This window comes from Halochromatium roseum (genome assembly GCF_016653315.1).
In the GTDB taxonomy this organism is placed as follows: domain Bacteria; phylum Pseudomonadota; class Gammaproteobacteria; order Chromatiales; family Chromatiaceae; genus Lamprobacter; species Lamprobacter roseus.
On record NZ_NHSH01000040.1, the window covers coordinates 54,237 to 79,435 of the forward strand.

Below are 25,199 nucleotides of genomic sequence, written 5' to 3' on the forward strand. Positions count from 1 at the left end.
GAGGCGGAAGTCGCTGCTCCAGAAGCTCTTCGAGTCTCTTGCTTGGGCTGAGTAGCCGTCCATTTTCTACTTCCCGATTCTTGCCAGACAGTGGTGCCCAAATCGGGAAGCAGTTGGGGAATGGGTGCCCAATGTCGCCGCGACTGGTACTGATGCCTTACAGACTACCCTTGCGCCAGCCCTGGCGCAGCGCGCATGGCCTTCGCCGCGAGCGAGAGGGTTGGCTGGTGCAGGCGTCTTGCCAAGGCGACTGCGGCTACGGTGATTGCGCGCCCTTGCCCGAGGCGGGAACCGAAACCTCGGGAGCCGCTGCAAAACGCTTGTCGTCCTGGTTACGAGATCACAAGCAGTCCAGCTTGGAGACGCAGCTCGCCCTGCTCAAGCGGCAGATCCCGTCGCCCACGCCCGCCGCTGATGCGGCACTGGAGACGGCCTTGCTCGATCTGTCCGCGCGCCACTGTGGTCTGACGCTGTATGCCTATCTCATGAGTTTGCAGGGCATGGAGATAGCGGGCGACCAAGAGTCGGTCTTAGATCAGCATGCAGAGCGCGATCTAGCACTGAAGCCTGCGTCGGCACGCGCACCTGATCTGAAGTCGGACCAAGTTCGAGAACAAGCGCTGCAGTCGAGGGTAGAGATCCAGATCAACGCCGCGCTTGGCGCCGTTGCCGATCTGCAGCCTGAGCAGATCGACCAGGCGTTGGCCGCCGGCTTTCGGGTACTGAAGGTCAAGGTTGGGGTGGCACCGATCGAGCCTGAGCTCGAAGCGATCCAGCATCTCTGCGCGCGGCTTCCTGCTGCTGTGCGTTTGCGTCTGGATGCGAACCGTGCTTGGACGCTCGCAACAACGGGCAAGCTGATAGACGCTCTACGACCGATCGCGGATCAGATCGACTGTCTTGAGGAGCCTTGTGCGGAAGCGACTGACACCCAGCTTCGCACCCTGCAGGCGCAGGCACCTTTTGCATTGGCGCTCGACGAGTCCTTGCCGGGGCGCGGCTGGCCGCTCGATCCGGAACAACTGCCGCTGCGCCGCCTGGTGCTGAAACCAGGCGTCATCGGCGGTCTCCGACCAACCCTATCGCTAGCGCGGCGTGCTCAGGCCGCGGGCCTAGAAGTGGTGATCACCAGTCTGATCGAATCTGCCGCTGGGCTCTGGAGCAGCGCCCAGCTGGCGGCGGCGACCGGCTCGGCGTTCGCGCACGGGCTCGCGACCGCCGATTGGCTGGCAGCGGATTTGGGTGCAGCACCCGCGATTGAGGCGGGTCTTATCCAATTGCCAAGTCGTCCTGGAAGCGGCTTCGTGCACGGCTGATGCATCCGTCAATCGCGATGGCTCTCGACGATAGCCTTGTGCCTCGTCAATGCGGTATGTTGTTCGCGATCTTTGCCTCGAAGGATGCACAGCCATGGCCACATCAGCAGAAGACATTTGGGCGCTGTTCCAAGAAACCGACCGGAAGATTCAGGAGTCCGATGCCCGTTTAACCCAGCTTTTCAAGGAGACCGACCGAAAGATGCAGGAGGCTGATGCACGGTTGACGCAACGCTTTGAGCAGACTGACCACAAGATCCGAGCGCTGAGTGAGCTGATTGGCCGTCAGGGGAATCGGCTTGGCGAATTCGTGCAGGAGATGGTCCGTCCGGCGGTGGTGGGTCTGCTGCGTGAGCGCGGTCTGCCGGTGCATCAGGTAGCACCCAATCTGAGCGCTTATGACGACAATGGTCAGCTCCTCGCTGAGATCGACCTGCTCGCGCTCAACGCTCAGGTGGCCGTGGCCGTGGAGTGCAAATCTCACCTCAGCATTGACGACGTCAACGACCATCTAGAGCGTCTCGGGGCCTTCAAGCACTGCTTTCCGCAATACCAGACCTATCAGCTCTTAGGGGCCGTCGCTGGCATGGTGGTCCCGGATCAGGTCGGGCGTTTTGCCTACCGCAAGGGCCTGTTCGTGCTCGCCCAATCCGGCAACGCCATCGAGATTCGTAATGACAGCCGCTTCCAGCCAAAGACCTGGTAAGCCAGCCTCACGGATCGATCCGGGCCTCGTTTTCGCGAGATTCTTTCACGACGATCAGCGCCGACCCTAATCCGGCGCCTCGGCCGCAGCGCACGGCTAGACTCAGCAGCAGAGGCTGCGAGCCGCGAGGGGTGACCAGGCTGATCAAGCCAATCGAATCAGCACGAACGTGTCTCAACGGCGCCGATGCGCACCCTGCGCTCGCCGAGCAAGGCTTTCGCGCAGTACGCATCGGTGGCCTAGAGACCGATCAGCCACCGCAAAGCCTGTTGCTGCATGGGTTCACCGGCTTGGCCGAAGACTGGTGCGCGTGCTGGCCGTGCACTGTGCCCGCGCTGGCGGTCGATCTTCCCGGGCATGGCGGCAGCATGGCTCCTGAGGGCGGGTTCGATGACGCCCTACGCCGTCTGCTCGTCGCCCTACCGGCTTCAATCGATCGCATCGTCGGCTATTCGCTCGGCGGTCGGCTCGCACTCGGTTTGCTGCGGCTCGCACCAGAGCGTTTTGACCAAGCGATGATCCTGTCTGCCCATCCGGGCTTGATTGAGCCTGATGAGCGTGCATCTCGCCGCTTCGCCGACCAACGCTGGATCAGCCTGCTTGAGCAGAAAGGGCTTGCCGCCTTTGTTGAAGCATGGGAGCGGCTGCCTTTGTTTGCGTCCCAGATGGGCCTGTCGCCGGCATCTTTGGCGCAACAGCGCGAGCGGCGCCTGAGCCAGCACCCGAGCGCGCTCGCGGCCTCGCTGCGTGTGCATGGGTTGGCTGAGATGCCGCCCATGCAGGATGCCATTCGCGACTATCCGGGCGAGCTGCACTGGGTTGCGGGTAGCCAGGATCGAAAATTCAGCGTACTGGCGCGCGAGGTCGCGGCTTGGCGTCCAGCGACGCGGCTGCACCTGTTAGCAGGTGTCGGCCACAATCTGCTGCTGGAGGCGCCCGAGCAGCTGCAGGGCTTGCAGCTGAGACGCCAGCCCTTTGCAGGTTAAAGCCAGGTTAAAGCCGCCCGAGATAGGTATACCCATAGAGCCCGGCCTTGAGTTCGGAATAAAGCTGCTCGCGCAGCTCGCGCTCGAGCGCGGCGCCGTCGAGGCGGCGGCGGTATTGAGCGAGCAGGGCGCGGGGCTCGAAATGCACCCTGGCCAAGAGTTCATCGGCCGAATCACCATGCTCGAGCTCGAGCAGCCGCCAGCCTTCGGGCTGGTCATCGTCGAGTTCGATAGCGACCGCGTCGGTGTCGCCGAACAGGTTGTGCATGTCACCTAAGATCTCCTGATAAGCGCCGACCAGGAAGAAGCCGATCAGGTAGGTCTCCTGCTGCGGATCGAAGGCATGTACGGGCAGACTGGCCTCGATGCCGTCCTGATCGACATAGTGGGCGATGCAGCCATCGGAGTCGCAGGTGAGGTCGTGGATGACGCCGCGCTCGGTGGGTGCCTCGTCGAGCCGCTGCAACGGGCAGATCGGGAAGATCTGATCGATGGCCCAGACGTCCGGCAGCGACTGGAACAGCGAGAAGTTGCAGAACAGCTTGTCCGCGAGCTGAGCGTCGATCTGCTCCAGTACTGCGCGCTGGCGGCGATTGGCGTGCGAGAGACGCGGGCGCAGCGCGCGGCAGCTGGCGATGAACAGCTCATCAGCACGGGCGCGGGCGATCAATCCGCGCGGGCCAAGCGGGCCGAGCTGACCAGTGGCAAAACGCCGGCGCAGCGCTTGGACCGCCGCTTCGGCCTCCTCGTAGACCGCAAGCGCTGGAGCCTGGTTGGCCTCGCGCAGCGCTTGCTCAAGGCGCTCGATTTCGGGTTCGCGGGTCGCTGATCTTTGCGCTGCGCTATGCGCGTCTTCAAGCCTTTCTCCCTCTTGCACTCTCCATTGCGCTTGCTCAGGCCGGTCAACCGGTTCTGGTCCACGAGGCGCCGGTGCTTGATGAGGCGCGGCCCCTTGCGCTGAGGTGACTGGCTCGAATGGGACCTGCGAGCGATGGCTCGGCATGCCCTCGCTGGCCCGCTCGCGATCGACGACATCGGTGATCAGCACGGCATGATGGGCGGTGAGCGCGCGGCCGGATTCGGTGATCAGGTCTGGCTCAGGGAGCGCGTGCTCGGCGCAGAGCCGGGCGAGGGTGGTGACGATGGCCTCGGCGTAGTCCTCGGCGCGATAGTTCATCGAGCAATAGGCGCGGGTGTGGCTGCCCTCGTAGTCGACGCCGAGTCCGCCGCCGAGATCGAGGATGCGCGGCCGGGTGCCAAGCGCGTGCAGCGCGGCGTAGAACTGGCCCAGTTCGGCGACGCCGGCGCGGATGTCGTCAAGGCTCGGGATCTGCGAGCCAAGATGCGCGTGTAGTAGTTGCAGCCAGTGCAGCTTGTCGGCGCCGCGCAGGCGTTCGACCAGCGCTAGCAACTGGCTTGCTGAGAGGCCGAACTTGGCCTTGTCGCCGCCGCTGTTCTGCCAGTTGCCAGTGGCCGCTGCGGCCAGACGGATGCGCACGCCCAGTGCTGGCTCGATGCCGAGCCGTTCAGCCTCTTGCAGCACCAGATCGAACTCTGAGGGTTTCTCGATGACGATGTGCACCCTCAGCCCGAGGCGCTGACCGATCAGCGCCAGGCGGATGTATTCGCGGTCTTTGTAACCATTGCAGATGACTGGCTGATCGGGCGGTACCAGCGCCATTACGGCCATCAGCTCGGGCTTGCTGCCGGCCTCGAGGCCAAGGCCGCCGGCGCTCAGTAGTGCCTGCACCACGCTGCGTTGCTGGTTGACCTTGATCGGATAGACTGGCCGATAGCCGCCCTGGTAGCCGTGTGCAGCAATGGCCGCGGAAAAGGCGCCTTGGAGCCGATGCACGCGATGGCGCAGGATGTCGTCGAAGCGCACCAGCACCGGCAAGGAGAGTCCGGCATCGCGCAGCCGCTCAGCGAGTTGGATCAGGTCGATGCGCGTTTCGGAGCCGGGATGCGGGCGGGCGCGGAGATGGCCGCTAGGACCGATCTCGAAATACCCTTCCCCCCAGCGCTCGATGGCGTAGATGAGATCGCAGCGGGGGTCAGGGGGTGCCATGGTTTGAGGGCGAGACGTTCATGCGGGTTTGTGCAAAAGCGCGGATGCGCTCGTAGGTCTCCAGTAACAGGGCCGTGTACTCGCCGGCGAGAATCAAATCAGCGGCTAATGCGTCCGCACTCTCCATATATTCATGCACGAGTCGATTGCGCAGCTTGCGCGCCTGCAGCCAGTCTTCGGTGCTGTCCAAGACGCCGAGTCGTTCTTCTCGATTGAGCACCTCGATCTGGGCGCCCCGGTCGCTCTGCCAAGGCCATGAGCCAGCGTGGCAGGAGTTTATCGGCGATGGTGTCCTGCATGCGACCGTAACGTGAGATGAAGGCCTCCATCTGCTCGGCAAGCTCGGGCGCTGATTCCAGTTTTCTTACCCAATCGGCATCGATCGGATGCGCGAAGAGCCGCTGATGGTTGAAATGCAAATGCCGCGCCTCGCGTCGAACGATCTCCAGTGTCGGGAGGAAGCGAGCAAGCGGAAGCAGTGTGTCAGCGGTCATAATTGAACTCCCGTGCGTTGGGCTTCGCGATGCACTGGACCCGCATTGGTCTGACCGTCGACGGTCAGTACATCGATGGGCTGATCGCCGAGGCGCATCTGAAGCCGAGCCACCAGTTGCAGCCGTTTTCGTGCCTGGTCCAGGATCGTCTGATCTGACTCGACGAGTAGGTCAATGTCACCCCCGCGGCGCTGGTCATCCAGGCGTGAGCCAAACAGCCGCACGCGGACATGATCGCCGAAGACTTCGTGTGTCGTCTGGCGAATGATCTCGATCTGATCGGGAGTGAGTCGCATGGCTCCACAGTATAGATCGGAGAGACTTTGTCTGTGCGGGTCGCTGTGCGGGTCGCTGTGCGGCAAGGGGCCTCGACGAATCCTTAACGGGTTGTAATCTTCGGTTACGCTTGCGGTAACGGCTGAGCCCATATCCTTAAATAGTGGTTTGAGTGTCGATACGATTCAGCGACGAGGAGGGCAGGTGATGGCGAACAGCGATGAGGCATCAGCGGCAGGCAGTTCGGTACAGCAGGCGTTTGCGCAAGCGCGTGCTGATCTGTGTGAGCGAATTGTCGGTCAGGAAGCGCTGATCGAGCGGCTGCTGATCGCGCTGCTGGCCGATGGCCATCTGCTGGTTGAGGGCGCGCCAGGCCTGGCCAAGACGACCGCGATCAAGGAGCTTGCGCTGCGCATTGAGGGCGATTTCCAGCGCGTGCAGTTCACCCCGGACCTGCTGCCTGGCGACCTGACGGGCACCGATGTCTACCGCCCTGAGACCGGCGAGTTCCAGTTCCAGCGCGGACCGCTGTTCCATAACCTGGTGCTGGCCGATGAGGTCAATCGGGCGCCTGCAAAGGTGCAGTCGGCGTTGCTCGAGGCGATGGGTGAGCGCCAGATCACCGTTGGCGGGCAGACCTATGCGCTGCCGGAGCCGTTTTTGGTGATGGCGACGCAGAACCCGATCGAGCAGGAAGGGACTTATCCGCTGCCGGAGGCGCAGCTGGACCGTTTTTTGATGCACGTTCGCGTTGGTTATCCAGACCCGAAGACCGAGCGCGGCATCCTAGCGATCGCGCGCGCAGAGGCGCGTGGGCAGCTGCGTCAGCGCTCCGATAAGGCGCCGATGATCAGCCGCGAGCAGGTGTTCGCGGCGCGTGCTGAGGTGATGGCGCTGCATATGGCCGACAATCTCGAGGAATACCTGGTGCAGCTGGTGCTGGCGACCCGTGACCCGGCGCCTTATGACTCAGGGCTGGCGCGCATGGTCGACTATGGCGCTAGCCCGCGCGCAACGATTGCCTTGGACCGCTGTGCTCGCGCGCGTGCCTGGCTGCGTGGCGGGGACTATGTGACGCCCGATGATTGCCATGCGGTTGCGTACGATGTCCTGCGCCATCGAATCCTGCTCAGCTATGCCGCCGAGACTGAGGGGCTAACGTCGGATGCGCTGGTTGCGCAGCTGATCCGTCGGGTGCCGATGGTCTGAGGGCTGAGGGCTGAGGTTGAGCTAACGCTCATATACGGCGTGGCGCCATCCCGGAAGATGAATCGCATGAGCGTCAGAAATACGATGCGGATGCGCGAGATCAGCGGTTGGTATTTGGGGACTTGACGATGAGCCTGAGTGACGACGAGCGCGTTTATCGCGTCGATGCCGATGAGCTAGTCGCCTTGCGCGCCGCTGGCGAGCGCTTGCGTCCGGCGCGGGTGCAGACTGCGCGCTCGGCCTTGGCTGGTGGGCATCGCTCGCGTTTTCACGGGAGAGGGATGGATTACCGGGAGTCTCGTCACTACCAACCGGGCGACGATATCCGCAACATGGATTGGCGCATCACGGCCCGTAGTGGTCATGCGCACATCAAGGTCTTCGATGAGGAGCGGGAGCGACCGGTCGTGGTCTTGGTCGACTTTGGCGCCAGCATGTTTTTTGCTTCGCAGGGAGTCTTCAAGTCGGTTCAGGCGGCGCGCCTTGCGGCCTTGATCGGTTGGTCCGCGATCGGCCACGGCGATCGGGTCGGCGCTTTGCTGTTCACCGATGCGGTACAGGCGAGCCAACATCAGGAGCTGTCACCAGCTGGTGGCCGTCGTGGACAGATGCGGCTGATCCGGGCCTTGGCTCAGGCTGGTGCGCTGGCCAATAGCGAAGTGGGAGGTGGCAACGGGGACAGCAGCGGTAGTGGTAGCGGCCTGACTGCGGCGTTGATGCGACTGCGTCGGGTAGCGCGGCCCGGCAGCTTGGTGTTCTTGCTGTCCGATTTCTACAGCGCCGATGCCGACAGCAAGCACCACCTCAGTCGCCTGGCACAGCACAGCGACCTGAATGCGATCCAGCTGCTCGATCCGCTGGAGCTGGCGCCACCTCCGCCGGGGCGCTACGGAATCAGTGACGGGCACCGACGTTCGGTCATCGATACCCGCTTGCGCGCAGAGCGCGAACATTATGCGCGGCAGCTCGCCCAGCATCACCAGCGTGTGCGGCAGCTCACGATCGAGAACGGCATTGGTCTGCTGCAGTGCCTGACCACCGATGATCCGGCGGTGAGGCTGAGCCAGCTGCTCGCTGGCCGCGACGGCCAGCGCAGCGATCTGCAGAGTGGGCCAGCGGCTAAGGACAAGTTGATGGCCCGATCAGCAGGAGTCGCCTATGCCAGCCCCTGACCGTCTCCATTCGCCAGCAGAAACGCCCTTATCCTCGGTGCCAACGATTGCCCCGACCTGGCGTGCCGTCCGCGTCAAAATCGGCAAACTTCAGGCCAGGATCAGACCATGACTGCGCTGTCGAATACCGCTTCGAATCCGGCTGCGAATCCTAATCCTAGCGCGAATTCAGCCCGGTATCTCGACGCGAATCTGGGCTCAAATCCGACTCTAAACCCAGGTGCGGACCCCGGGATAAATCCCGGCTCGAGCCTCGACCTGCGCGATATCCATTTGCCCGCCGAGCCCGGATTTTGGCCGCCGGCGCCGGGCTGGTGGCTGCTTTTCGTGCTGCTGTTGGGGGTTGCACTCTGGCTGGGGCGGTTGGGCTGGGGGCAGTACCGGCGCCTGCGTCGGCGCCAGCGTATCTTGGCCGAACTCGATCGCTTGCAAGGTGCTGGCCTGCAGGGTCCGGCGTTGATCGCGGCGCTGTCGGCATTGCTCAAACGGGTCGCGCTGAGTCGTTATCCGCGCACGGAGGTGGCGGCTTTGACGGGCGCGGATTGGTTGGCGTTTCTCGATCGCAGCGGCGGCAATGGCGGTTTTGCCACGGGTCCGGGGCGAGCGCTAGCGGATGGCGCCTATGCTCCTGCAGCCCTCGGGGGCGACCAAGGCCTTGATCGGCAGGCGCTGCTGACGGTCGTCCGCGACTGGCTGCGGAGGAACAGTTGATGAGGCCGCGATTGATGGCGCTTCGAGGGGTGCCGGTCCGAATGCTAGAGCCGCGATTGATGGAGGCGCTATGGACGGATTAATTCCCTGGCCTGAGCTGGCGCTGGCCTGGCCCTGGCTGCTACTGGCGTTGCCTGTGCCTTGGTTGGTGCGTCTCGCGTTGCCGCGCGCCGAGGTGGCAGCCCCGGCTGCCGTGCGGGTCCCCTTCTATCGGCTGCTGAGCCAAGGCCAACCCCACCAACAAGCGGCTCCGCGGCGCTGGACGCTGCTCCTAGCGCTCTTGGCCTGGCTATTGTTAGTGCTCGCCGCGGCCCGCCCGCAATGGCTCGGTGAGCCGGTGGCGTTGCCGATGGCGGGTCGTGATCTGATGCTGGCGGTCGACATCTCCGGCTCAATGACCGAGGAGGATATGGTGATCCGCGGCCAGGTGGTTGATCGGCTGATGGCGGTCAAGGCGGTGGCTGGCGATTTCATCGAACGACGCGAAGGTGATCGCATCGGGCTGATCCTGTTTGGCCAACAGGCTTACATGCAAACACCGCTGACCTTCGATCGCGCGACCGCGCGCACGCTGCTGTTCGAGTCGGCGGTCGGTCTGGCCGGGCGTGAGACCGCGATCGGTGATGCCATCGGGCTCGCGGTCAAGCGTCTGCGCGATCAGCCCAGCGAGGAGCGGGTGCTAGTGCTCTTGACCGATGGTGCCAACACCGCCGGGAGCATCGCGCCACTGAAGGCGGCGGAGCTGGCCAGTGCGGCCGGGGTGCGTGTCTACACCATCGGTGTCGGCTCCGACCCGCGCGCCGGTTTCGGCGCCTTCGGTCTGAGCATGGGCCGCAACCCGATTGATGAGGCGACGCTCTCGGCGATCGCTGAGCAGACCGGTGGACGTTATTTCCGGGCGCGCGATGTGCGCGAGCTGCAGGGCATCTATGCCGCGCTCGATGAGCTGGAGCCGGTCGAATCGGATCAGCAGACCTTTCGTCCGGTCGACGAGCTGTTTGCTTGGCCGCTGGGATTGGCGCTGCTGCTCAGTGCTGTCGTGGCGGCGAGTCGTGTCGGTGCGGTCGAGCGCGTTCTGGATGGCTTGCGGCTGAGGTGACCGAACCGCTGAGGAGACCGAGCCGCTGTAGCTTGCAAGCATTGAGGCATGCATGCCTAAAAGTAGGCAAGGGCTGTTGGCCGCCGTGCGTTAGTGGCTCTGATAAAACAGCCGTGCCGATTACAACAGCCGTGCTGATCAGGCAGGCGAGTGTCAACGGGATCGAGATCTCAGACGCGTGCGAAGACACTGCTTATTGGAGGAGTCTCACTGGTGGACGAGTTTCATTTCATCGAGCCGCTCTGGCTACTGGCGCTGATCCCGCTCGGGTTGCTGCTGTGGCTGGCTTGGCGCGCCGATGCGGGTGCCACGGCCTGGCAGCGCGTGATCGATGCGCGCTTACTCGCGGTGTTGAACGTCGGCGGTGGCGGACGCGCTAGCCGGCTGCCAGTGCTGCTGTTGGCAGCGGGTTGGCTGATCGCGGTGATCGCCTTGGCCAACCCGACCTTCGAGCGACAGCCGGTGCCGGCCTTCCGCAGCGATGCGGCGCGCGTGGTGGTTCTGGATCTGTCGCGCTCGATGCTGGCCGAAGATCTGACGCCGTCGCGGCTGGAGCGTGCGCGCTTTAAGGTGGCTGACATCCTGAGCCGGAGCGGTGATGGTCAGGTTGGGTTGATCGTCTATGCCGACGACGCCTTCGCCGTGTCACCTCTGACTGACGATGCGGAGACCATCCGCGCCATGCTGGAGGCGCTCAGCCCGCAGATCATGCCGGTGCAGGGGAGTCGCCCAGACCGGGGTATTGCGTTGGGGCTCGATCTGCTGCGCCAGGCAGGCGCACGCAACGGCGAGGTGATCCTATTGAGCGATGATGCCGGCGGTGCGCGCGCGCTGACGATGGCCGAGCAGGTCCGCGATGCTGGACACAGCCTTGCGGTGATCGGCGTCGGCACCGCGGAGGGCGCGCCGGTGCCAGGGATCAACACGGCCGATGGTCCGGTGATGAGCCGATTGGATAGCGCGGCGCTAGAAACGTTGGCTGCGGCTGGTGCGGGGCGCTACGCAACCCTGAGTAGCAGTGATCGCGACCTGGATCAGGTGCTGATCGATCCGGAGGCCCGCCCGCGCGTCTTGGCTGAGCGTGATCCGATGCTCGCCGAGCGGTGGCGCGAGCTCGGCCCCTGGGTCACGCTGTTGTTGCTGCCGATGGCGGCCCTTGCCTTCAGGCGCGGTTGGCTGATGATGCTGCTGCTTGCGCTCGGGCCGGGGGCGGCCCTGGTGCCAGAGCCAGCGTTGGCGGTCGGCTGGACAGATCTCTGGCAGCGCCAAGATCAGCAGGCGGCGCGGGCGTTCGCAGCGGGTGAGCTGGAGCAGGCGCGCGCACTGGCCAAGGCACCGGCACGTGCCGGCAGTGCGGCCTACCGACTCGGCGATTATCAGGATGCGGCAGCGCGCTTCGAGGCCGGAGATGCGGCCGTGGATCACTATAATCGAGGCAATGCGTTGGCCCGCGGTGGCGAGCTTGAGGCCGCGCTTGCGGCTTATGATGAGGCCCTTGCGCGCGACCCGACGCTCGAGGATGCGCGTTACAACCGTGAACAGGTCGAGGCTGCGCTGCGCGCGCAGTCACAGCAGCCTGATCAGCCGAATCAAGCTGATCAGGACCAAGATCAGCGCCAAGAGCAGCCGCAAGATCAATCGGGAACGCAGCCGTCGGAGTCGGGCCAGCAGAGCCAGAACGGCGAGACACAAGGCGAGGATAGCGCAGAACAACAGGGCGATTCTTCGCCTGGCTCGCAGGGTGAGCAGCCGGGCGGAGAACAATCCTCTGGCGCTCAGCAAGCCGGGGATCAGCAGGCCGACGACCAGCAATCGGGCGAGCAGCAGGCCGGCGACCAACCCGCATCTGGGCAGCCAGGTAGCGATAGCTCATCGACTGCTGGCCAACAAGGCTCCGACCAGAATCCCTCCTCGAATGAGGCTGCCGATGGTCAGGCCAACCTTGCTGGGGCGGAGTCCGACACCGCGGATGCCGCAGCGGATCCTGCTCGAAGCGAGCAGGCCGCGGCCGATTATCGCGATGAAGCAGCACGTGCGCACGCCGCTCAGGGCGGCGACGCAACGCATCAAGACACTGCTCGCAACGAACAGGAACGCTCGGCGGATGCCAACGCGGCCCTGAGCGCCGAGGAGCGTGAGGCCCAACAAGCCGCTGACCAGTGGCTGCGTCGCATCCCGGATGATCCAGCCGAGCTGCTGCGCCGCAAATTCCTCTATCAATATCAGGCCCGTCAGGATGGAGGGGACCTGTCCTCTTCCGGAAAACCCTGGTGATAGCGATAGCGATAGCGATAGCGATGGTGATTGTGATGGTGATCAAAAACGCCGCGTTTCACTGCAATCGACCTTTCTGTCTCTGTCCAGCTTGGCCTGCGGCAATGCCGGGCATGTCGAGCCTGCGGCGGTGGCAAGCCCGGTCTCTGCTTGGGAGCCTGAAGGGGCTCGAGAAGAGGTCCATGAGGAGGCTCATGAGGAGGCTCATGAAGGGTTTAATGCCCGGTTTCATGCTTGTCCTGTTGCTCTTACTGCTGCCCGGCCTTGGTCTGGCTGCCGAGGTGCGCGCATTTCTCAATCAAAGCCAGGTCTACGAGGGCGATCGGGTGCTGCTAACGATCGAGGGCACTGGGCGTTCCCTTGGCCAGGAGCCTGATCTAACGGCATTGAATGCAGACTTCGAGGTGGGTGGTACCAGCACCTCTCAGCAGACCCAGTTCGTCAATGGCCGGCGCTCAGACAAGACCAGCTGGCAGGTTGTATTGATGCCAAAGCGCTTGGGCCGCCTGCGTATTCCGCCGCTTGCGGTGGGTTCGGCCACGACCGAGCCCTTGACCCTTGTGGTCGAAGCTGTGCCCGAAGGCGGCTTGGGGGCGCCTGGGGATCTGGTTTGGCTTGAGGTCGAACTGGGCAGTGATCCAGTGGGCGATGTCCCAAGTGGGTCGCCCGAGGTCGCGTCGAGCGGCAGCGGGTTGAACGATGGCGGCCCGAATCAGCCCAAGAATCGGGTTGCAGACAAACTCGTCGTGCAGCAGCAGGTGCCCTTGGTGGTGCGCGCCTACAGTGCGCGTCCGCTGCTTGACTATGCCATCGATCTACCGCCGATCGAGGGCGCGGTGTTGACGCGGATCGGTCGCGACCAAGGCAGCCTGACGATGCGGGCCGGTGAGCAGTATCGGGTGATCGAGCGGCGCTACACCCTGAGCCCGGAGCGCAGCGGAACCTTGCGCATCCCACCGATCACCTTCGATGCTGAACTCAAGACCGATGCCGGCCGACGGCCGGGCTCGCTTGGGATGTCGGGCCTGCCCGATCTGTTCGATGATCCGATGCTCGAACGCATGCTGGGCGGCATGCGCTTGGGGGCGCCAGGCTCGATGTTCGAGCGCGGCGAGCCAGCACGCGCGCAATCGGAGGCGCTGACCCTAGAGGTGGCTCCGAGCGCCGAGGGTTTCAGCGGTGAACATTGGCTTCCGGCGACGGCGCTCGAGGTCGATGACTCCTGGCGTCCGGCTGATGGCGGCAAGACACCGCGACTTGCGGTCGGAGAGCCGGCGACGCGCATCCTGACCCTTACGGCGCGCGGGTTAGCCGGTAATCAGATCCCCGAGATCGAGATCCCGGTGCCGCCCGGTTTCCGCGTCTATCCGGGGCAAACTGAGTCAGAGACGCGCAGCGATGGTGAAAATCTGATCGGTATGAGTCGCCAGCAGCTGACCCTGATCCCGACCACTGCGGGCGAGCTCGAACTGCCGCGGATCGAGGTGCCTTGGTGGGATACCGCCTCTGGTCAGGAGCGCACGGCGACGGTGCCGGCACTCGCGCTAAGCGTGTCTGGTGCGGCCGCCGGAGCCGCGTCTGAGGCGGCCGGGCGGGCAGCGCTGGACAGGCTTGAGGCGGAAGATGCCCCGGGGGCGGCTAGGCTGGGCACGGGTGCGGAGCATGCTGATGAGCACGCTGATGAGCGCGCTGATGAGCGCGCTGATGCTGGCCAAGGCGCTGAGGCATCGGCTGGTACGGGTCGATGGCGATGGAGCTTCGGGAAGCTGTTAGTGCTGGCAGTTGCGGTAGTCGTTGCTGGGGGCGTCATGTACCGAGTATGGCGCCGGCGGTCTTCCACCAGGCGGGCGCTGCCAGGCGAGCAACAAGGCCAGCGAGATGTGACGCCGTCAGCCGAGGCACGCCGGGCACGCGATGCGCTACGCAGTGCTTGCGAGCGCGATGATGCGCCGGCGGCGGCCGCTGCACTGCTCGCCTGGGCCGGCGCGCTCTGGCCTGATGATCCGCCGAGCGGCCTAGGTGCCTTGGCCGAGCGGGCCGAGCGCGGTCGCGCGCAGATCCAGGCCCTCGAGCGCCACCTCTACGCTGCTGCTCAGAGCCAGCCTGCTTGGCGCGGCGAGGTCTTGTGGTCAGCGGTCAGGGCCGGCCTGAAAGGGGCCGCGATGCACGCCCGCGAGCAAGGTGATGATCAGCTCGCGCCACTCTATCCATGACGAGCCTATGACGCTCGCCTGGTCACGGGGGCCGGTGTTGTTATTCTCGCTGCGTTCTCGCGGCGCTGGCGAGATCGCGGCGATCCGCTGCAATCCATTCGGCGGCGCGAACGCTGACCTCGATACGCTCGCTGCCGCGCCACAAGACGAGCGGGATCTCACGCTGGGGCGGTGTGGCGATGATCAGCTCCCGAAGCTGGGACGCGTCGGTGATCTCGGTGCCGGCGAAGGCGGTAATCACGTCGCCGGCACGTAGCCCGGCGGCTGCGGCTGGACCGTTCTCGACCAGGCTCGAGACCAGGACGCCGCTCGATGCACGAAGCCCAAAGCGCCGTTCCAGCTCATGGGTGACGCTGCGGCCGCCAAGCCCGATCCAGCCGCGGTCGACTTGGCCGTGGTCGGCGATCGACTCGACCACCTGCATCACCAGGGTCGAAGGGATCGCAAAGCCGACGCCCTCGGCATGGCCACTTTCGCTTAGCCCAGCGGTGGCGATGCCGACCAAGCGGCCGGTGGCGTCAACCAGCGCCCCGCCCGAATTGCCGGGATTGATGGCGGCGTCGGTCTGGATGAACTCTTCGATCTCGGTGAGACCGAGACGCGAGCGGCCGGTAGCAGAGACGATTCCGAGGCTCACGGTCTGGCCGATGCCATAGGGATTGCCGATTGCCAGGACCACATCGCCGACCCGCAGCGTGCTCGGATCACCGAGGGCGATCGGCGCCAGCTCAGACAACGGCGCCCGCAGGACAGCAAGATCAGTGGCATCGTCGATGCCGAGCAGCTCAGCTGAGAGCATGCGTCCATCGACCAGTTCGACCTCGATCTCGTCACAGTCACGCACGACGTGCCCGTTGGTTGCAATCAAGCCTTGACTGGCGATGACCACGCCAGACCCTAGTCGGGTCTGAGCCCGGTGAGGCTGTGCACTGCTGAGCGTTGATGCCAGCATCTTGCTGGGCGCATTGCTGCGCGCAAGCTCGCTGCTGCGAGTTCGGCTGTCGACGGGGCCTTTTGCATAGACCTTGACGACTGCAGGAGCGGCTGCGGCAACGGCATCGGCGAAGCCAGGTGCGGGGGACTGGTGCGTTGCGGGGCTGGCTTCCTGTGCCTGATGATCAGCGTCGGCTTCGCTTTTGATCGCTGGCAATTGATCGAGCGCGGAGACGACGGCGGCACCGGCCGTGAAGCCGAGGAGCGTTAGTGCGATACTGTGGGTTGTCGGAGGCATCCGAATAAGCTATCACGGCTCCGGGCCGATCGCCTATCGAGCCCCTGAGTCCGCATTTTATCGCTGCAGCATCCTTATTTCGAAATTAAATGACCGCCGCCGTCGACATCGCCGATTATTGTAACTTTCTGCTCGGAGTCGAACGTTTCAGTGACTACTGCCCTAACGGGCTACAGGTCGAGGGCGGACGTCAGATCAGGCGCCTGCTGACCGGTGTCACGGCTTGCCAGCGCCTGATTGACGCCGCGGTTGAGGCCGATGCTGATGCCCTCTTGGTGCACCACGGGTTCTTCTGGAAGGGCGAGCTGGCGCCGCTGATCGGGGTCAAGGGGCGTCGGATCAGAACACTGATGCGCGCCGATATGAGTCTTCTGGCCTACCATCTCCCGTTAGACGCGCATCCGGAGCTTGGCAACAACCAGCAGCTTGGACTTCGGCTCGGGTTGCTCGATGCGGCGCCCAGCGCGGGCGCTGATGACCTGCTTTGGACAGGCGCCCTCGCGGAGCCGATGGCCGGCGCTGGCTTTGCTGAGCGGGTCGAGCAGGCGCTTGGGCGCGAACCTTTGCACATTGCTGTGGTCGACCGTCCCGTGCATCGTGTTGCATGGTGCACGGGCGCTGCGCAAGGCGCGATTGAGCGGGCGGCTGCGCTTGGGGTGGATTGCTACCTCAGCGGCGAGGTCTCGGAGCAGACCGTGCATCTGGCGCGTGAGCTTGGCATTGACTACCTCGCTGCGGGCCATCATGCCACCGAGCGCTATGGCGTTCAGGCCCTGGGAGCTGAGATCGCAGCGACCTTCGGGATTGAGCATCGGTTCGTCGAGATTGATAATCCGGTTTAGCCGATCATCATGAAACCGTGCGTAACCTTGATCCTTGAGGAAAATCCATGCGTTTCGCTGGTTTTTGACCTTTGTCGTGGTTCCTTCGGGCGCTATCGGCTTAAATATAGCGTTCAGACAGAGCGCTCTAAAACCCTGATCAGTAGGGGGCTTTCTTGACCTAGCTTGGCCGCATCGTAGAGAATGCGCGGTCAGTTATGCAACACTTAGCGATATTCTTATCTTCATCATCAGACTGTTCGACCATCTCGTCGCTCGGGAGGTCGTGCATCGAGCCTAGCGAGGGGTCGACAAACGCATGAACGAACAAGGAACGGATAAAAGCCGCAGGCGCATACTCGTCGCCGCAACGAGTGCAGTCGGTGCCGTTGGCGTCGGCTTCGTGGCCGTCCCTTTCATCTCTTCCATGAACCCAAGTGCCCGGGCGCGAGCCGCGGGTGCTCCAGTGGAGGCAGATGTCAGTAAGCTGGAACCAGGCGCGCTGCTTCGCGTCAAATTTCGCGGTCAACCGATTTGGGTCGTGTACCGTACCGACGAAATGCTCGAAGCGCTTCCAACCAACGATCCGAAGCTCGTTGATCCGGGCTCCGAGTTGGCCACACAACAGCCCGAGTATTGCCAGAATCCGGCTCGGGCGATCAATCCACGTTACTTCGTGGCGATCGGTATCTGTACCCATCTCGGGTGCTCGCCGACCTACCGCCCCGAGTTCGCGCCGGATGATCTCGGTCCGGATTGGAAGGGCGGTTGGTTCTGCCCCTGCCATGGCTCGAAGTTCGACCTGGCAGGTCGAGTCTTCAAGGGGGTTCCGGCGCCGACGAATCTCGTCATCCCGAAACACACATATTTGAACGAATCCACCATCCTAGTGGGTGAGGATGAAGCAGGAGCCGCCTGATGAGCGTTGAGACGGTAGATACGCCGCCGAGAGGGTTTCTCGGCTGGCTCGACAAGCGATTCCCGGTCATGGGTCTGTGGAACGACCACATGGCTCAGTACTACGCACCCAAGAACATGGGCCTTTGGTCGATATTCGGCTCCTTGGCCTTGGTGGTGCTGATCATTCAGATCGTGAGCGGTCTGTGGCTGGCGATGGCCTATAAGCCCTCCGCTGCTGAGGCCTTCGCATCGGTTGAGTACATCATGCGTGATGTCAACTGGGGTTGGCTGCTGCGCTATATCCACTCCACTGGCGCCTCATTCTTCTTCATCCTGGTCTATCTGCACATGTTCCGAGGGCTGATGTGGGGCTCCTACAAGAACCCGCGTGAGCTGCTCTGGATCATCGGTGTGGTGATCTATCTGGCGATGATGGCGACTGCGTTCTTTGGCTACCTGTTGCCCTGGGGGCAGATGTCGTACTGGGGTGCGCAGGTTATCGTCAACCTCTTCGCCGCCGTGCCAGAGGTCGGCGCCGACCTCTCGACTTGGGTGCGTGGTGACTACGTCATCTCCGATGTGACGCTGAATCGCTTCTTCGCCTTCCACTTCGTGATTCCGTTCCTGCTCGTCGCGCTGGTATTCCTACACATCGTCGCGCTGCATCGGGTCGGCTCGACCAACCCGGACGGCATCGAGATCAAGCAAGGTCCAAAGGGCAACAAGTGGGACCCAAACAAGCCAGCCGACGGCATCCCCTTCCATCCGTACTATACGGTCAAAGATGTCACCGGCTTGGTGGTCTTCCTCGCAATCTTCTCACTGGTGGTGTTCTACGCCCCAGACATGGGCGGCCTGTTCCTTGAAGGACCCAACTTCCAGCCTGCCGATCCCTTGAAGACCCCTGAGCACATTGCACCAGTCTGGTACTTCACTCCCTACTATGCGATGTTACGTGCAGTGCCGCCGATTGCAGGCTCGCAATTCCCCGGCGTGGTCGTGATGTTCGGTGCGATCCTGATCATGTTCTTCCTGCCTTGGCTAGATCGCAGCCCGGTCAGGTCGATGCGCTACAAGGGGCCGATCTCGCGCTTCTTCCTGGGTGCCTTCGCGGTGTCCTTCGTGGTCTTGGCCTATCTCGGGCTACAGCCTTCGACTGACCTCTACACCCTGCTCGCGCAGATCTTTACGGTGGTGTACTTCGCCTTCTTCCTACTGATGCCGATCTATACCAAGCTTGAAAAGACGAAGCCGGTCCCGGAGAGGGTGACGTCATGAGAAACGCGATCTTTGCACTACTCCTCCTGGTCGCTCCCTTTGCGGCGATGGCTGCTGGTGGTCACGGCCCGGAATTGGAAGAGGCCAACATCGACCTGAAGGACAAGGCATCGCTGCAGCGCGGTGCGAAGTACTTCGTCAATTACTGCATGGGTTGCCACTCGCTGCAGTACATGCGCTATCAACGGATGGCCGATGACCTGGGTATTCCGGATGATGAGCTGCGGGCGAGTCTGCTGTTCGGTGATGCTAAGCCGACCGACATGATGACCAATGCCCTCAATCCGGCGGATGGCGTCAAGTGGTTTGGTACTGAAATCCCGGATCTGACCTTGGTGACGCGCTGGCGCTCGCCGGACTGGGTTTTCAGCTATCTGAAGTCCTACTATGTCGATGATACGCGGCCATACGGGGTCAATAACCTCGTCTTCCCCGATGTTGGCATGCCTCATCCGTTCGTCCATCTACAGGGTGTGCAGGCGCCGGTTTATGCTGGTGGTCACGGAGACCATGGCGAAGGAGGCGGTCATGTGGTGGGCGTCAAGCTGGTTGAGCCCGGCCAGATGACCCCAGGCGAATACGACCTGATGGTAAGGGATCTGACGAACTTCCTGACCTATGCCGGAGAGCCGTCCAAGCTGGAGCGTCGCCAGCTCGGTCTCTACGTGCTGCTATTCCTCGGCTTGATGTTCATCGTATCCTTCTATCTGAAGCGTGAGTTCTGGAAGGACGTGCACTGATGACGGCCTAGGTGTGTCGGGCGCATAGGCACCCTTCGCGTCATCTCTCAGGCGGCGACCAATGGCTTTTGGCTGCTGGTCGCCGTTCTGCGTTCGAGGTATGCACGCATAAGCCCGATGCGTAGTCGAGCAATGTACCGCAACCTATTCGTCGGGTTTCGGTGTATCCTTCGGCTGTGGTGTCAGTCTCTGGGGAGGGCGGCACCTTGTCATTATGACCCTTCGGTAACCATTTGTAGCCTGCTTCTGTGCTCCCCGTCGTGCAGCGGTAAGCTCTTCGTCAGGAAACAGAGCCAGTGGCTGGCAACAGACGATCGACCATGACGCTCTTCTCTGATCCAACCTGTCCGTACTGCCATCGTGTTCGGATGGTCATTGCCGAGAAGCGGGTCAATATCGAGATTGTCGAAGTAGACGCACATGCGCTGCCCGACGAACTCATCGAGTGTAATCCGTACGGCACGGTTCCGACCCTGGTCGATCGCGATCTGCGTCTTTACGAATCGCTGATTGTGATGGAGTATCTGGACGAGCGCTTCCCGCATCCGCCGTTGCTACCAGTCGATCCGGTCGGGCGTGCGAATGCTCGCTTGTTCATCTATCGGGTTGACCGCGATTGGTACGATCGGATGCGGATCATCCGCACGGGCGATGCCGCGGCTGCCGACCAGGCTCGAAAGGAGCTGATCGAAAGCCTCGTCGCGGTTGCGCCGATCTTCGCCGCGAACCGTTTCTTCATGAGCGACGAGTTCTCGCTCGTCGACTGCTGCGTTGCGCCACTGCTGTGGCGGCTGCCGGTGCTCGAACTCGAGCTGCCTGCGGCAGCGAGTCCGGTCACGGAGTATGCGGCGCGCATTTTTGAATGGCCATCATTTCGCTCTAGCCTGACTGAGGCCGAGCGCGACATGGTCACCGGCCTGGCCTAGACGCTAGGAGCTGCCGATGACGTCCAACCGTCCTTATCTGATCCGCGCCCTCTACGAGTGGATCGCCGACAACGACATGACCCCACACCTATTGGTGGATGCCGAGAAGCCAGGGGTCGTTGTGCCTCGCGGCTATGTGGTTGACGGACGGATCGTGCTGAATCTGGCCACTGGCGCGGTTCAGAGTCTTGTGCTGGGTGATGAGGCCATCCTGTTTGCGGCGCGCTTCAGTGGAAAGTCCTTCCCTGTCGAAGTGCCGGTCGGGGCCGTGCTCGGAATCTACGCCCGCGAAAATGGCCAGGGTATGCTGTTTCCGGAAGAGCATGCCGATGATGCAGCGGCCTCCGATGATGAGCAGGGTGCAGAGTCCTCTGGCGGTGACACTGGCCCCACCGATGGCCCGAATGACAAGTCGCCGAAGCGCCCTGCGCTGCGGGTCGTTAAATAATCCGCACAGCGTTCCGATCAAGCGTCGTCACTGAGCTGCGGTAGCCCGAGGCTCAGGTCGACCAGCTCGAGGCCGAGCAACACCAGATAGCCGGTGCGTCGCCCGATGCCTTCCTCGCTGAACTCGAAGCGATAAACGCGTCGAATACGCAAGCCGCGAGAACGCCAGCGCAGACCAAGCCGACGCAGTGCGACCGCCTGATCCAGCAACTGGACGTCCCGCTCTTTGCACGCGCGTTGCGCAAGGCCGACAGCCATCTCTCGCGCACGAGCGGCGTCGAGCCAGAACCAGCCAACACCGAGCACGATGATCAGTGCCAGCAGTTGATCAGTCAACGCCTCAGGTCCTGCATGCGAGCCAGCGCCTGTTCGTCGCCGAACGAAGGCAGACCCGATTCGAGCCACCAGGCGCCGCTGATTGGATCGTAGCGCCAGTGCTGGCGGTCGGCGACCTGCTTCAGACGTTGTCGGTCTTTGAATACATACGCGATCTGGACGAGCTGTACCGCCGTATCATCCGGTGAGATGACACCTGGTTGCACGACCTCGTAGCCGGTGATCTGGATATTATTCAGGTGTTCCATATCCAGATCGGTGCGACGCTCGGGGCTGACGAACCCCGCTGCGGTTGGGAAGTAGCCCCAGCGGATCGCTTGGCGGTAGCTGCTGAGCGTGTTCTCTAAGGCGATACGCTTGGCGTCTTCTTTAACGCGTCCGCAACCGGCTGTCATGCCAGCGATCAATAGCAGGATCAGCACCAGGGCCAAGAGGGGCCGTCGGGCACAGGGTGCGGTCTTGTGGGGGCGGGGGAGCGGGCATTTGGTCACAGCGGGCTGGGTACTCGGGGGCAGGCGAATGCTCGGTGCGCCCGATAATAGGCGAGCGGATAGGTTGGTGCCAGTTGGCTGTCGGTGAGTGGCTGCGGCAATGTCATCGCCCGTGTATGATGCGGGCCTTGATTGATCATGCTGCCCGGTGTTCGTGAATATCCACTCGCCCGAAGAACCGATTCGCGAAGTCCAGACCGACTCGACCCACATCAGGCTACTTGGTACTGCGCATGTTTCCAAGGCCAGCGCCGATAAGGTGGCAGAGCTGTTGGGGCCTGATGGCCCAGAGGTCGACGCGGTTGCGGTAGAGCTATGCCGCAGCCGTGCTGAATCGATGACCGATCCCGAGGCCTTGGCGCGCCTAGACCTGTTCGCGGTGATTCGTCAGCGCCGGGTCTATATGGTCGCGGCAAGTCTGGCCTTGGGTGCCTATCAGCAGCGGATTGCCGATCAATTCGGTATCGAGCCAGGTGCCGAGCAGCGCATGGCGATGCGGATGGCGGAGATGCGTCAACTGCCGCTCTTGTTGATCGATCGTGAGGTCGGTATCACGCTGCGGCGAGCTGCCCACAACGTCGGATGGTTCCAGCGCTTAAACCTGTTCACTGGGCTGCTGGCCGGGTTGCTCACGCGCGAGAAGGTGACCGAAGAAGAGGTCGAGGCTCTCAAGCAAGGTGACATCCTCGAGACGGCTTTCGCCGAGTTCGCACAGGATCGCTCAAGCCTATTCACGCCATTGATCCACGAGCGCGACCAGTACATGGCCGCGCGCTTGAGGCAAGAGGCTGAGCAGCATGGTTATCGAAATATCCTAGCCGTGGTTGGTGCCGGACACCTGAAGGGCCTTTCAGAGCAGCTTGAATCGGCGACCGAGCCGCCCGATCAGACCATTGCGAGTCTGGATCAGGTGCCGCCGCCCTCGCGCTTCTGGCGTGCCTTTCCTTGGCTGGTGGTGGTGGTGATTCTCAGCGTCTTCGCCTACGGATTCACCCGCAACCCCGAGCTGGGCTGGAACATGGTCGCCGACTGGGTGTTGATCAACGGTGGTCTGTCAGCGCTGGGCGCGGCACTTGCCGCTGCGCATCCGTTGACCGTGCTCGGCGCCTTCTTTGCGGCCCCGTTGACCTCGCTCAATCCCACCATTGGTGCCGGCATGGTTGCCGGGGCATTGGAACTCTCGCTGCGGCGTCCTAGCGTAGGTGATTTCAGTAGCCTACGTGAGGATGTGACCAGCCTGCGGGGTTGGTGGCGCAACCGTGTCTCGCGGGTGTTGCTGGTGTTTATCTTTAGCACCATGGGTTCTGCGGCTGGCACCTATTTGGCGGGTTTTCGGATCATCGACCGCCTCGTGGTCTGACCAACTCCGCCCTGGTGCCAGAGACCTCTGTGCCTGACCTTCGGTGCTGGGGTTGCAGCAGTGCGCTCAGTGCCGCGGTAACCCGTCTTCTTGATCCGCTTCGCTCCAGTTGTCCGCCTCTGATTCAGCATCCGTGCTGCCTAGGGGCTCGCTGATGCGATGCGTCTCATTGAGCCAGTCGCCGAGGTCACAGAGCTTGCAGCGCTTGCTGCAGAAAGGGCGCCAGGCTGACTCTGGCCCCCAGACAACCTCTTTGCCGCAATGCGGACAGGCGACGATTGTTGGCATCGTTGAACAGTCCTGTGATCTAGAACAGGCAGCAGGTGAGCAGGAAGGGCACGTCATCTTGCGATTGCAGGGGTCGACCGGTCTGGTTAGCCTGCATGAAACGGATGCTGAAACGGTTTTTGTGCCCGCTGATCTCAGGGTATACCGGCCACTCTGGCTCGAGTGCGACCCGCAGCAATTGTGCCGGCGCCTGGCTATCTAACGACTCCTGGAAGAAGCCCTCGGGCGCGATCAGCTTGCGGGGTGTAGCGCTGGTACGCGCTAGCGAGAGGACTAGCCGAATGGCTTCGCTGACGGGTTTGATCTCGTCGGTCCAGCTGGCGATGCGGGCTCGTCGTTGCTCGATCGGCTGAGTGAGAAAGTGGTGATAGAGCGGAACGTCAAAGCTACAGGCGCCGCCGGGGATACTGCTGCGTTGGGCAACGGCCTTGAGAAAGGCATCATCGCGCGCTCGGCTGCTGATCTGGCCATTGATCTCATGAATGGCCGCGGCGGCATGCTCCAGACCACTGAAGACTTCCTTGAGGGCCGCGGGGTCGACGCCGGGCTGATTGCGCACGCGGGCGAGGGTTGAGAGATTGCGGTCGATCTCCTTGAGCAGCTCGGTCTTGATATCAGCGCGAGCGGTGATAGCGATGATGTCGAGCAAGGCCTCGATGGCAGCGCGCATGCACCAGTGTTCGGGCTGCGCGACAAAGTAGTCGAGCTTCTCGAACAGGTGCTCGAGCCTTAGGAAGGTGCGAATGCGCTCGTTCAGCGGATGCTCGAAGATGATTTCATGCGACACGATGCGGCTTCCTTAGGCGCTTTGGATAGCGGTCAAGGTGCCAGATTCTGCGCCATCAAGGGTTCAGGGTAAAGGCACCGATCCTGCCGCTGTGCTGCCGTTGCCCTTAGGCCAATGATAGACTGACGCGCTTGGGTGCGATGCAAAAAGACTGAAGCGCGCATCAACGAACCTGATTTTTGTTTTCAATTGTTGCTGAGGCCTCCGATCATCCGGGGGCTCGAATCGAGGGATTCACATGGCCGGTCACAGTAAATGGGCCAACATCAAACACCGCAAGGCGGCGCAGGACAAGAAGCGCGGCAAGGTTTGGACCAAGCTGATCCGCGAGGTGACGGTCGCAGCGCGCGAGGGCGGCGCTGATCCAGCCTCAAATCCGCGCCTGCGTTTGGCGATGGACAAGGCGCTAGGCGCCAACATGCCGCGCGATACCATCGATCGGGCGATCAAGCGCGGTGCGGGTGCCGATGATGCGGACAACTACGAGGAGATCCGCTACGAAGGTTACGCCCCTGGTGGTGTAGCCGTGATGGTGGATTGCATGACCGACAATCGCAACCGCACCGCCTCCGAGGTGCGGCATGCGTTCAGCAAGTACGGGGGCAACCTCGGCACTGATGGCTCGGTGGCCTACCTGTTCTCGAAGCAGGGCGTGGTCAGCTTTCAGCCTGGCACCGATGAAGATGCGGTGATGGAGGCGGCGTTGGAGGCCGGTGCTGAGGATGTGGTGTTGAACGATGATGGCTCGCTTGATGTGATTACCGCACCGGAAGAATTTAGTGCGGTCTGTGATGCCTTAGCCGCCTCGGGCTTTGATACCAGCGTCTCCGAGGTCAGCTTCAATGCGGCGACCCAGATCGAGCTCGATGCCGAAGGCGCCGAGAAGCTGCTGAGGATGGTCGATGCGCTCGAAGACCTGGACGACGTGCAAGAGGTCTACAACAACGCCGACATCCCCGACGAGGTCATGGCCGCGCTCGATAATTGATGCAGACAGCTGAGCAGATCACTGACGCAGATCACTGACGCAGTTAGCAGCGCACAGCCTGCCGAGCAGCCAATCACGCAGC

25 protein-coding genes are annotated in these 25,199 nt (G+C 62.8%); 17 read left to right on the forward strand and 8 right to left on the reverse strand.

Annotated elements, in window-relative coordinates; all coding sequences use genetic code 11:
• Positions 1-152: 152 nt before the first annotated feature.
• From menC to CCR96_RS04255, 3 genes are all read left to right on the forward strand, one after another.
• Entirely contained in the window at positions 153-1,316 is a 1,164-nt protein-coding gene (gene menC / locus CCR96_RS04245; protein ID WP_201217740.1) for an o-succinylbenzoate synthase, read from the forward strand.
• A gap of 94 nt (positions 1,317-1,410) precedes the next feature.
• The gene (locus CCR96_RS04250) at positions 1,411-2,022 is read left to right on the forward strand and encodes a DUF3782 domain-containing protein (RefSeq protein ID WP_201217744.1); all 612 of its coding nucleotides are present in this window, start codon (positions 1,411-1,413) and stop codon (positions 2,020-2,022) included.
• Between the two features lie 131 nt (positions 2,023-2,153).
• Positions 2,154-3,008, forward strand: coding sequence for an alpha/beta fold hydrolase (locus CCR96_RS04255; RefSeq protein ID WP_338035807.1), 855 nt, complete (start codon positions 2,154-2,156; stop codon positions 3,006-3,008).
• A gap of 7 nt (positions 3,009-3,015) precedes the next feature.
• On the opposite strand, the gene speA is transcribed toward CCR96_RS04255, so the two are convergent.
• From speA to CCR96_RS04275, 3 genes are all read right to left on the reverse strand, one after another.
• Entirely contained in the window at positions 3,016-5,076 is a 2,061-nt protein-coding gene (gene speA / locus CCR96_RS24415) for a biosynthetic arginine decarboxylase (RefSeq protein ID WP_242518465.1), read from the reverse strand.
• Positions 5,063-5,296, reverse strand: coding sequence for a hypothetical protein (locus tag CCR96_RS24420; RefSeq protein ID WP_242518466.1), 234 nt, complete (start codon positions 5,294-5,296; stop codon positions 5,063-5,065). Before CCR96_RS24420 ends, speA begins: the two co-directional genes overlap by 14 nt.
• A gap of 270 nt (positions 5,297-5,566) precedes the next feature.
• Complete coding sequence (locus tag CCR96_RS04275) at positions 5,567-5,866, reverse strand: nucleotidyltransferase domain-containing protein (RefSeq protein ID WP_201217746.1); 300 nt, start codon at positions 5,864-5,866, stop codon at positions 5,567-5,569.
• A gap of 187 nt (positions 5,867-6,053) precedes the next feature.
• Here CCR96_RS04275 and CCR96_RS04280 point away from each other — a divergent pair, with 187 nt between their 5' ends.
• From CCR96_RS04280 to CCR96_RS04305, 6 genes are all read left to right on the forward strand, one after another.
• Positions 6,054-7,055: an AAA family ATPase gene (locus CCR96_RS04280; RefSeq protein WP_201217748.1), complete on the forward strand. Its 1,002-nt coding sequence runs from the start codon at positions 6,054-6,056 to the stop codon at positions 7,053-7,055.
• A gap of 128 nt (positions 7,056-7,183) precedes the next feature.
• The gene (locus CCR96_RS04285) at positions 7,184-8,227 is read left to right on the forward strand and encodes a DUF58 domain-containing protein (protein ID WP_201217751.1); all 1,044 of its coding nucleotides are present in this window, start codon (positions 7,184-7,186) and stop codon (positions 8,225-8,227) included.
• 108 nt (positions 8,228-8,335) lie between these two features.
• The gene (locus tag CCR96_RS04290; protein ID WP_201217753.1) at positions 8,336-8,938 is read left to right on the forward strand and encodes a DUF4381 domain-containing protein; all 603 of its coding nucleotides are present in this window, start codon (positions 8,336-8,338) and stop codon (positions 8,936-8,938) included.
• Between the two features lie 70 nt (positions 8,939-9,008).
• The gene (locus tag CCR96_RS04295; protein ID WP_201217755.1) at positions 9,009-10,037 is read left to right on the forward strand and encodes a vWA domain-containing protein; all 1,029 of its coding nucleotides are present in this window, start codon (positions 9,009-9,011) and stop codon (positions 10,035-10,037) included.
• Between the two features lie 213 nt (positions 10,038-10,250).
• Positions 10,251-12,311 (forward strand): VWA domain-containing protein, encoded by a 2,061-nt coding sequence (locus tag CCR96_RS04300; RefSeq protein WP_201217758.1) that lies wholly within the window; start codon positions 10,251-10,253, stop codon positions 12,309-12,311.
• Between the two features lie 206 nt (positions 12,312-12,517).
• A complete protein-coding gene (locus CCR96_RS04305; RefSeq protein ID WP_201217761.1) occupies positions 12,518-14,524 on the forward strand; it encodes a BatD family protein in 2,007 nt (668 codons plus the stop codon).
• A gap of 40 nt (positions 14,525-14,564) precedes the next feature.
• Here the strand turns inward: CCR96_RS04305 and CCR96_RS04310 are convergent, their stop codons facing one another.
• A complete protein-coding gene (locus tag CCR96_RS04310; RefSeq protein ID WP_201217763.1) occupies positions 14,565-15,755 on the reverse strand; it encodes a S1C family serine protease in 1,191 nt (396 codons plus the stop codon).
• An 89-nt stretch (positions 15,756-15,844) separates the two neighbouring features.
• On the opposite strand from CCR96_RS04310, the gene CCR96_RS04315 reads away from it, so the two are divergent.
• The 6 genes from CCR96_RS04315 to CCR96_RS04340 all read left to right on the forward strand — a co-directional run bounded on the left by CCR96_RS04315 (position 15,845) and on the right by CCR96_RS04340 (position 20,868).
• A complete protein-coding gene (locus CCR96_RS04315; RefSeq protein WP_201217772.1) occupies positions 15,845-16,597 on the forward strand; it encodes a Nif3-like dinuclear metal center hexameric protein in 753 nt (250 codons plus the stop codon).
• Positions 16,598-16,895: 298 nt separating this feature from the next.
• Positions 16,896-17,495: a ubiquinol-cytochrome c reductase iron-sulfur subunit gene (gene petA, locus CCR96_RS04320; RefSeq protein ID WP_201217775.1), complete on the forward strand. Its 600-nt coding sequence runs from the start codon at positions 16,896-16,898 to the stop codon at positions 17,493-17,495.
• Positions 17,495-18,754 (forward strand): cytochrome b, encoded by a 1,260-nt coding sequence (locus tag CCR96_RS04325; RefSeq protein WP_201217777.1) that lies wholly within the window; start codon positions 17,495-17,497, stop codon positions 18,752-18,754. Before petA ends, CCR96_RS04325 begins: the two co-directional genes overlap by 1 nt.
• Positions 18,751-19,494: a cytochrome c1 gene (locus CCR96_RS04330; RefSeq protein ID WP_201217780.1), complete on the forward strand. Its 744-nt coding sequence runs from the start codon at positions 18,751-18,753 to the stop codon at positions 19,492-19,494. Before CCR96_RS04325 ends, CCR96_RS04330 begins: the two co-directional genes overlap by 4 nt.
• 320 nt (positions 19,495-19,814) lie before the next feature.
• The gene (locus CCR96_RS04335; RefSeq protein ID WP_201217783.1) at positions 19,815-20,420 is read left to right on the forward strand and encodes a glutathione S-transferase N-terminal domain-containing protein; all 606 of its coding nucleotides are present in this window, start codon (positions 19,815-19,817) and stop codon (positions 20,418-20,420) included.
• A 16-nt stretch (positions 20,421-20,436) separates the two neighbouring features.
• The gene (locus tag CCR96_RS04340; protein ID WP_201217785.1) at positions 20,437-20,868 is read left to right on the forward strand and encodes a ClpXP protease specificity-enhancing factor; all 432 of its coding nucleotides are present in this window, start codon (positions 20,437-20,439) and stop codon (positions 20,866-20,868) included.
• Positions 20,869-20,885: 17 nt separating this feature from the next.
• Here CCR96_RS04340 and CCR96_RS04345 read toward each other — a convergent pair whose 3' ends face one another.
• Together CCR96_RS04345 and CCR96_RS04350 are read right to left on the reverse strand one after the other, a co-directional pair.
• A complete protein-coding gene (locus tag CCR96_RS04345) occupies positions 20,886-21,203 on the reverse strand; it encodes a DUF3301 domain-containing protein (RefSeq protein WP_201217787.1) in 318 nt (105 codons plus the stop codon).
• Entirely contained in the window at positions 21,200-21,634 is a 435-nt protein-coding gene (locus CCR96_RS04350; RefSeq protein WP_201217790.1) for a hypothetical protein, read from the reverse strand. The genes CCR96_RS04345 and CCR96_RS04350 overlap by 4 nt, the downstream gene beginning before the upstream one ends.
• A 208-nt stretch (positions 21,635-21,842) precedes the next feature.
• On the opposite strand from CCR96_RS04350, the gene CCR96_RS04355 reads away from it, so the two are divergent.
• Positions 21,843-23,054 (forward strand): TraB/GumN family protein, encoded by a 1,212-nt coding sequence (locus tag CCR96_RS04355; RefSeq protein ID WP_420827249.1) that lies wholly within the window; start codon positions 21,843-21,845, stop codon positions 23,052-23,054.
• 66 nt (positions 23,055-23,120) lie between these two features.
• Here CCR96_RS04355 and CCR96_RS04360 read toward each other — a convergent pair whose 3' ends face one another.
• Both CCR96_RS04360 and zapD read right to left on the reverse strand, forming a co-directional pair.
• Entirely contained in the window at positions 23,121-23,342 is a 222-nt protein-coding gene (locus CCR96_RS04360) for a DNA gyrase inhibitor YacG (protein ID WP_201217792.1), read from the reverse strand.
• Positions 23,343-23,361: 19 nt separating this feature from the next.
• Entirely contained in the window at positions 23,362-24,129 is a 768-nt protein-coding gene (gene zapD, locus CCR96_RS04365) for a cell division protein ZapD (RefSeq protein WP_201217795.1), read from the reverse strand.
• Between the two features lie 238 nt (positions 24,130-24,367).
• Here zapD and CCR96_RS04370 point away from each other — a divergent pair, with 238 nt between their 5' ends.
• On the forward strand, positions 24,368-25,117 hold the full coding sequence (locus tag CCR96_RS04370) for a YebC/PmpR family DNA-binding transcriptional regulator (RefSeq protein ID WP_201217797.1): 750 nt from the start codon (positions 24,368-24,370) through the stop codon (positions 25,115-25,117).
• Positions 25,118-25,199: the final 82 nt, after the last annotated feature.

Bases quoted from the DNA above. Each gene is read 5' to 3' on its own strand.
- CCR96_RS04285 (WP_201217751.1), top strand. From the start codon at position 7,184: ATGAGCCTGAGTGACGACGAGCGCGTTTATCGCGTCGATGCCGATGAG.
- CCR96_RS04315 (WP_201217772.1), top strand. From the start codon at position 15,845: ATGACCGCCGCCGTCGACATCGCCGATTATTGTAACTTTCTGCTCGGA.
- CCR96_RS04305 (WP_201217761.1), top strand. From the start codon at position 12,518: ATGAAGGGTTTAATGCCCGGTTTCATGCTTGTCCTGTTGCTCTTACTG.
- CCR96_RS04335 (WP_201217783.1), top strand. From the start codon at position 19,815: ATGACGCTCTTCTCTGATCCAACCTGTCCGTACTGCCATCGTGTTCGG.
- CCR96_RS04325 (WP_201217777.1), top strand. From the start codon at position 17,495: ATGAGCGTTGAGACGGTAGATACGCCGCCGAGAGGGTTTCTCGGCTGG.
- menC (WP_201217740.1), top strand. From the start codon at position 153: ATGCCTTACAGACTACCCTTGCGCCAGCCCTGGCGCAGCGCGCATGGC.
- CCR96_RS04290 (WP_201217753.1), top strand. From the start codon at position 8,336: ATGACTGCGCTGTCGAATACCGCTTCGAATCCGGCTGCGAATCCTAAT.
- petA (WP_201217775.1), top strand. From the start codon at position 16,896: ATGAACGAACAAGGAACGGATAAAAGCCGCAGGCGCATACTCGTCGCC.
- CCR96_RS04295 (WP_201217755.1), top strand. From the start codon at position 9,009: ATGGACGGATTAATTCCCTGGCCTGAGCTGGCGCTGGCCTGGCCCTGG.
- CCR96_RS04370 (WP_201217797.1), top strand. From the start codon at position 24,368: ATGGCCGGTCACAGTAAATGGGCCAACATCAAACACCGCAAGGCGGCG.
- CCR96_RS04280 (WP_201217748.1), top strand. From the start codon at position 6,054: ATGGCGAACAGCGATGAGGCATCAGCGGCAGGCAGTTCGGTACAGCAG.
- CCR96_RS04340 (WP_201217785.1), top strand. From the start codon at position 20,437: ATGACGTCCAACCGTCCTTATCTGATCCGCGCCCTCTACGAGTGGATC.
- CCR96_RS04310 (WP_201217763.1), bottom strand. From the start codon at position 15,755: ATGCCTCCGACAACCCACAGTATCGCACTAACGCTCCTCGGCTTCACG.
- speA (WP_242518465.1), bottom strand. From the start codon at position 5,076: ATGGCACCCCCTGACCCCCGCTGCGATCTCATCTACGCCATCGAGCGC.
- CCR96_RS04330 (WP_201217780.1), top strand. From the start codon at position 18,751: ATGAGAAACGCGATCTTTGCACTACTCCTCCTGGTCGCTCCCTTTGCG.
- CCR96_RS04275 (WP_201217746.1), bottom strand. From the start codon at position 5,866: ATGCGACTCACTCCCGATCAGATCGAGATCATTCGCCAGACGACACAC.
- CCR96_RS04250 (WP_201217744.1), top strand. From the start codon at position 1,411: ATGGCCACATCAGCAGAAGACATTTGGGCGCTGTTCCAAGAAACCGAC.
- CCR96_RS04360 (WP_201217792.1), bottom strand. From the start codon at position 23,342: ATGCCAACAATCGTCGCCTGTCCGCATTGCGGCAAAGAGGTTGTCTGG.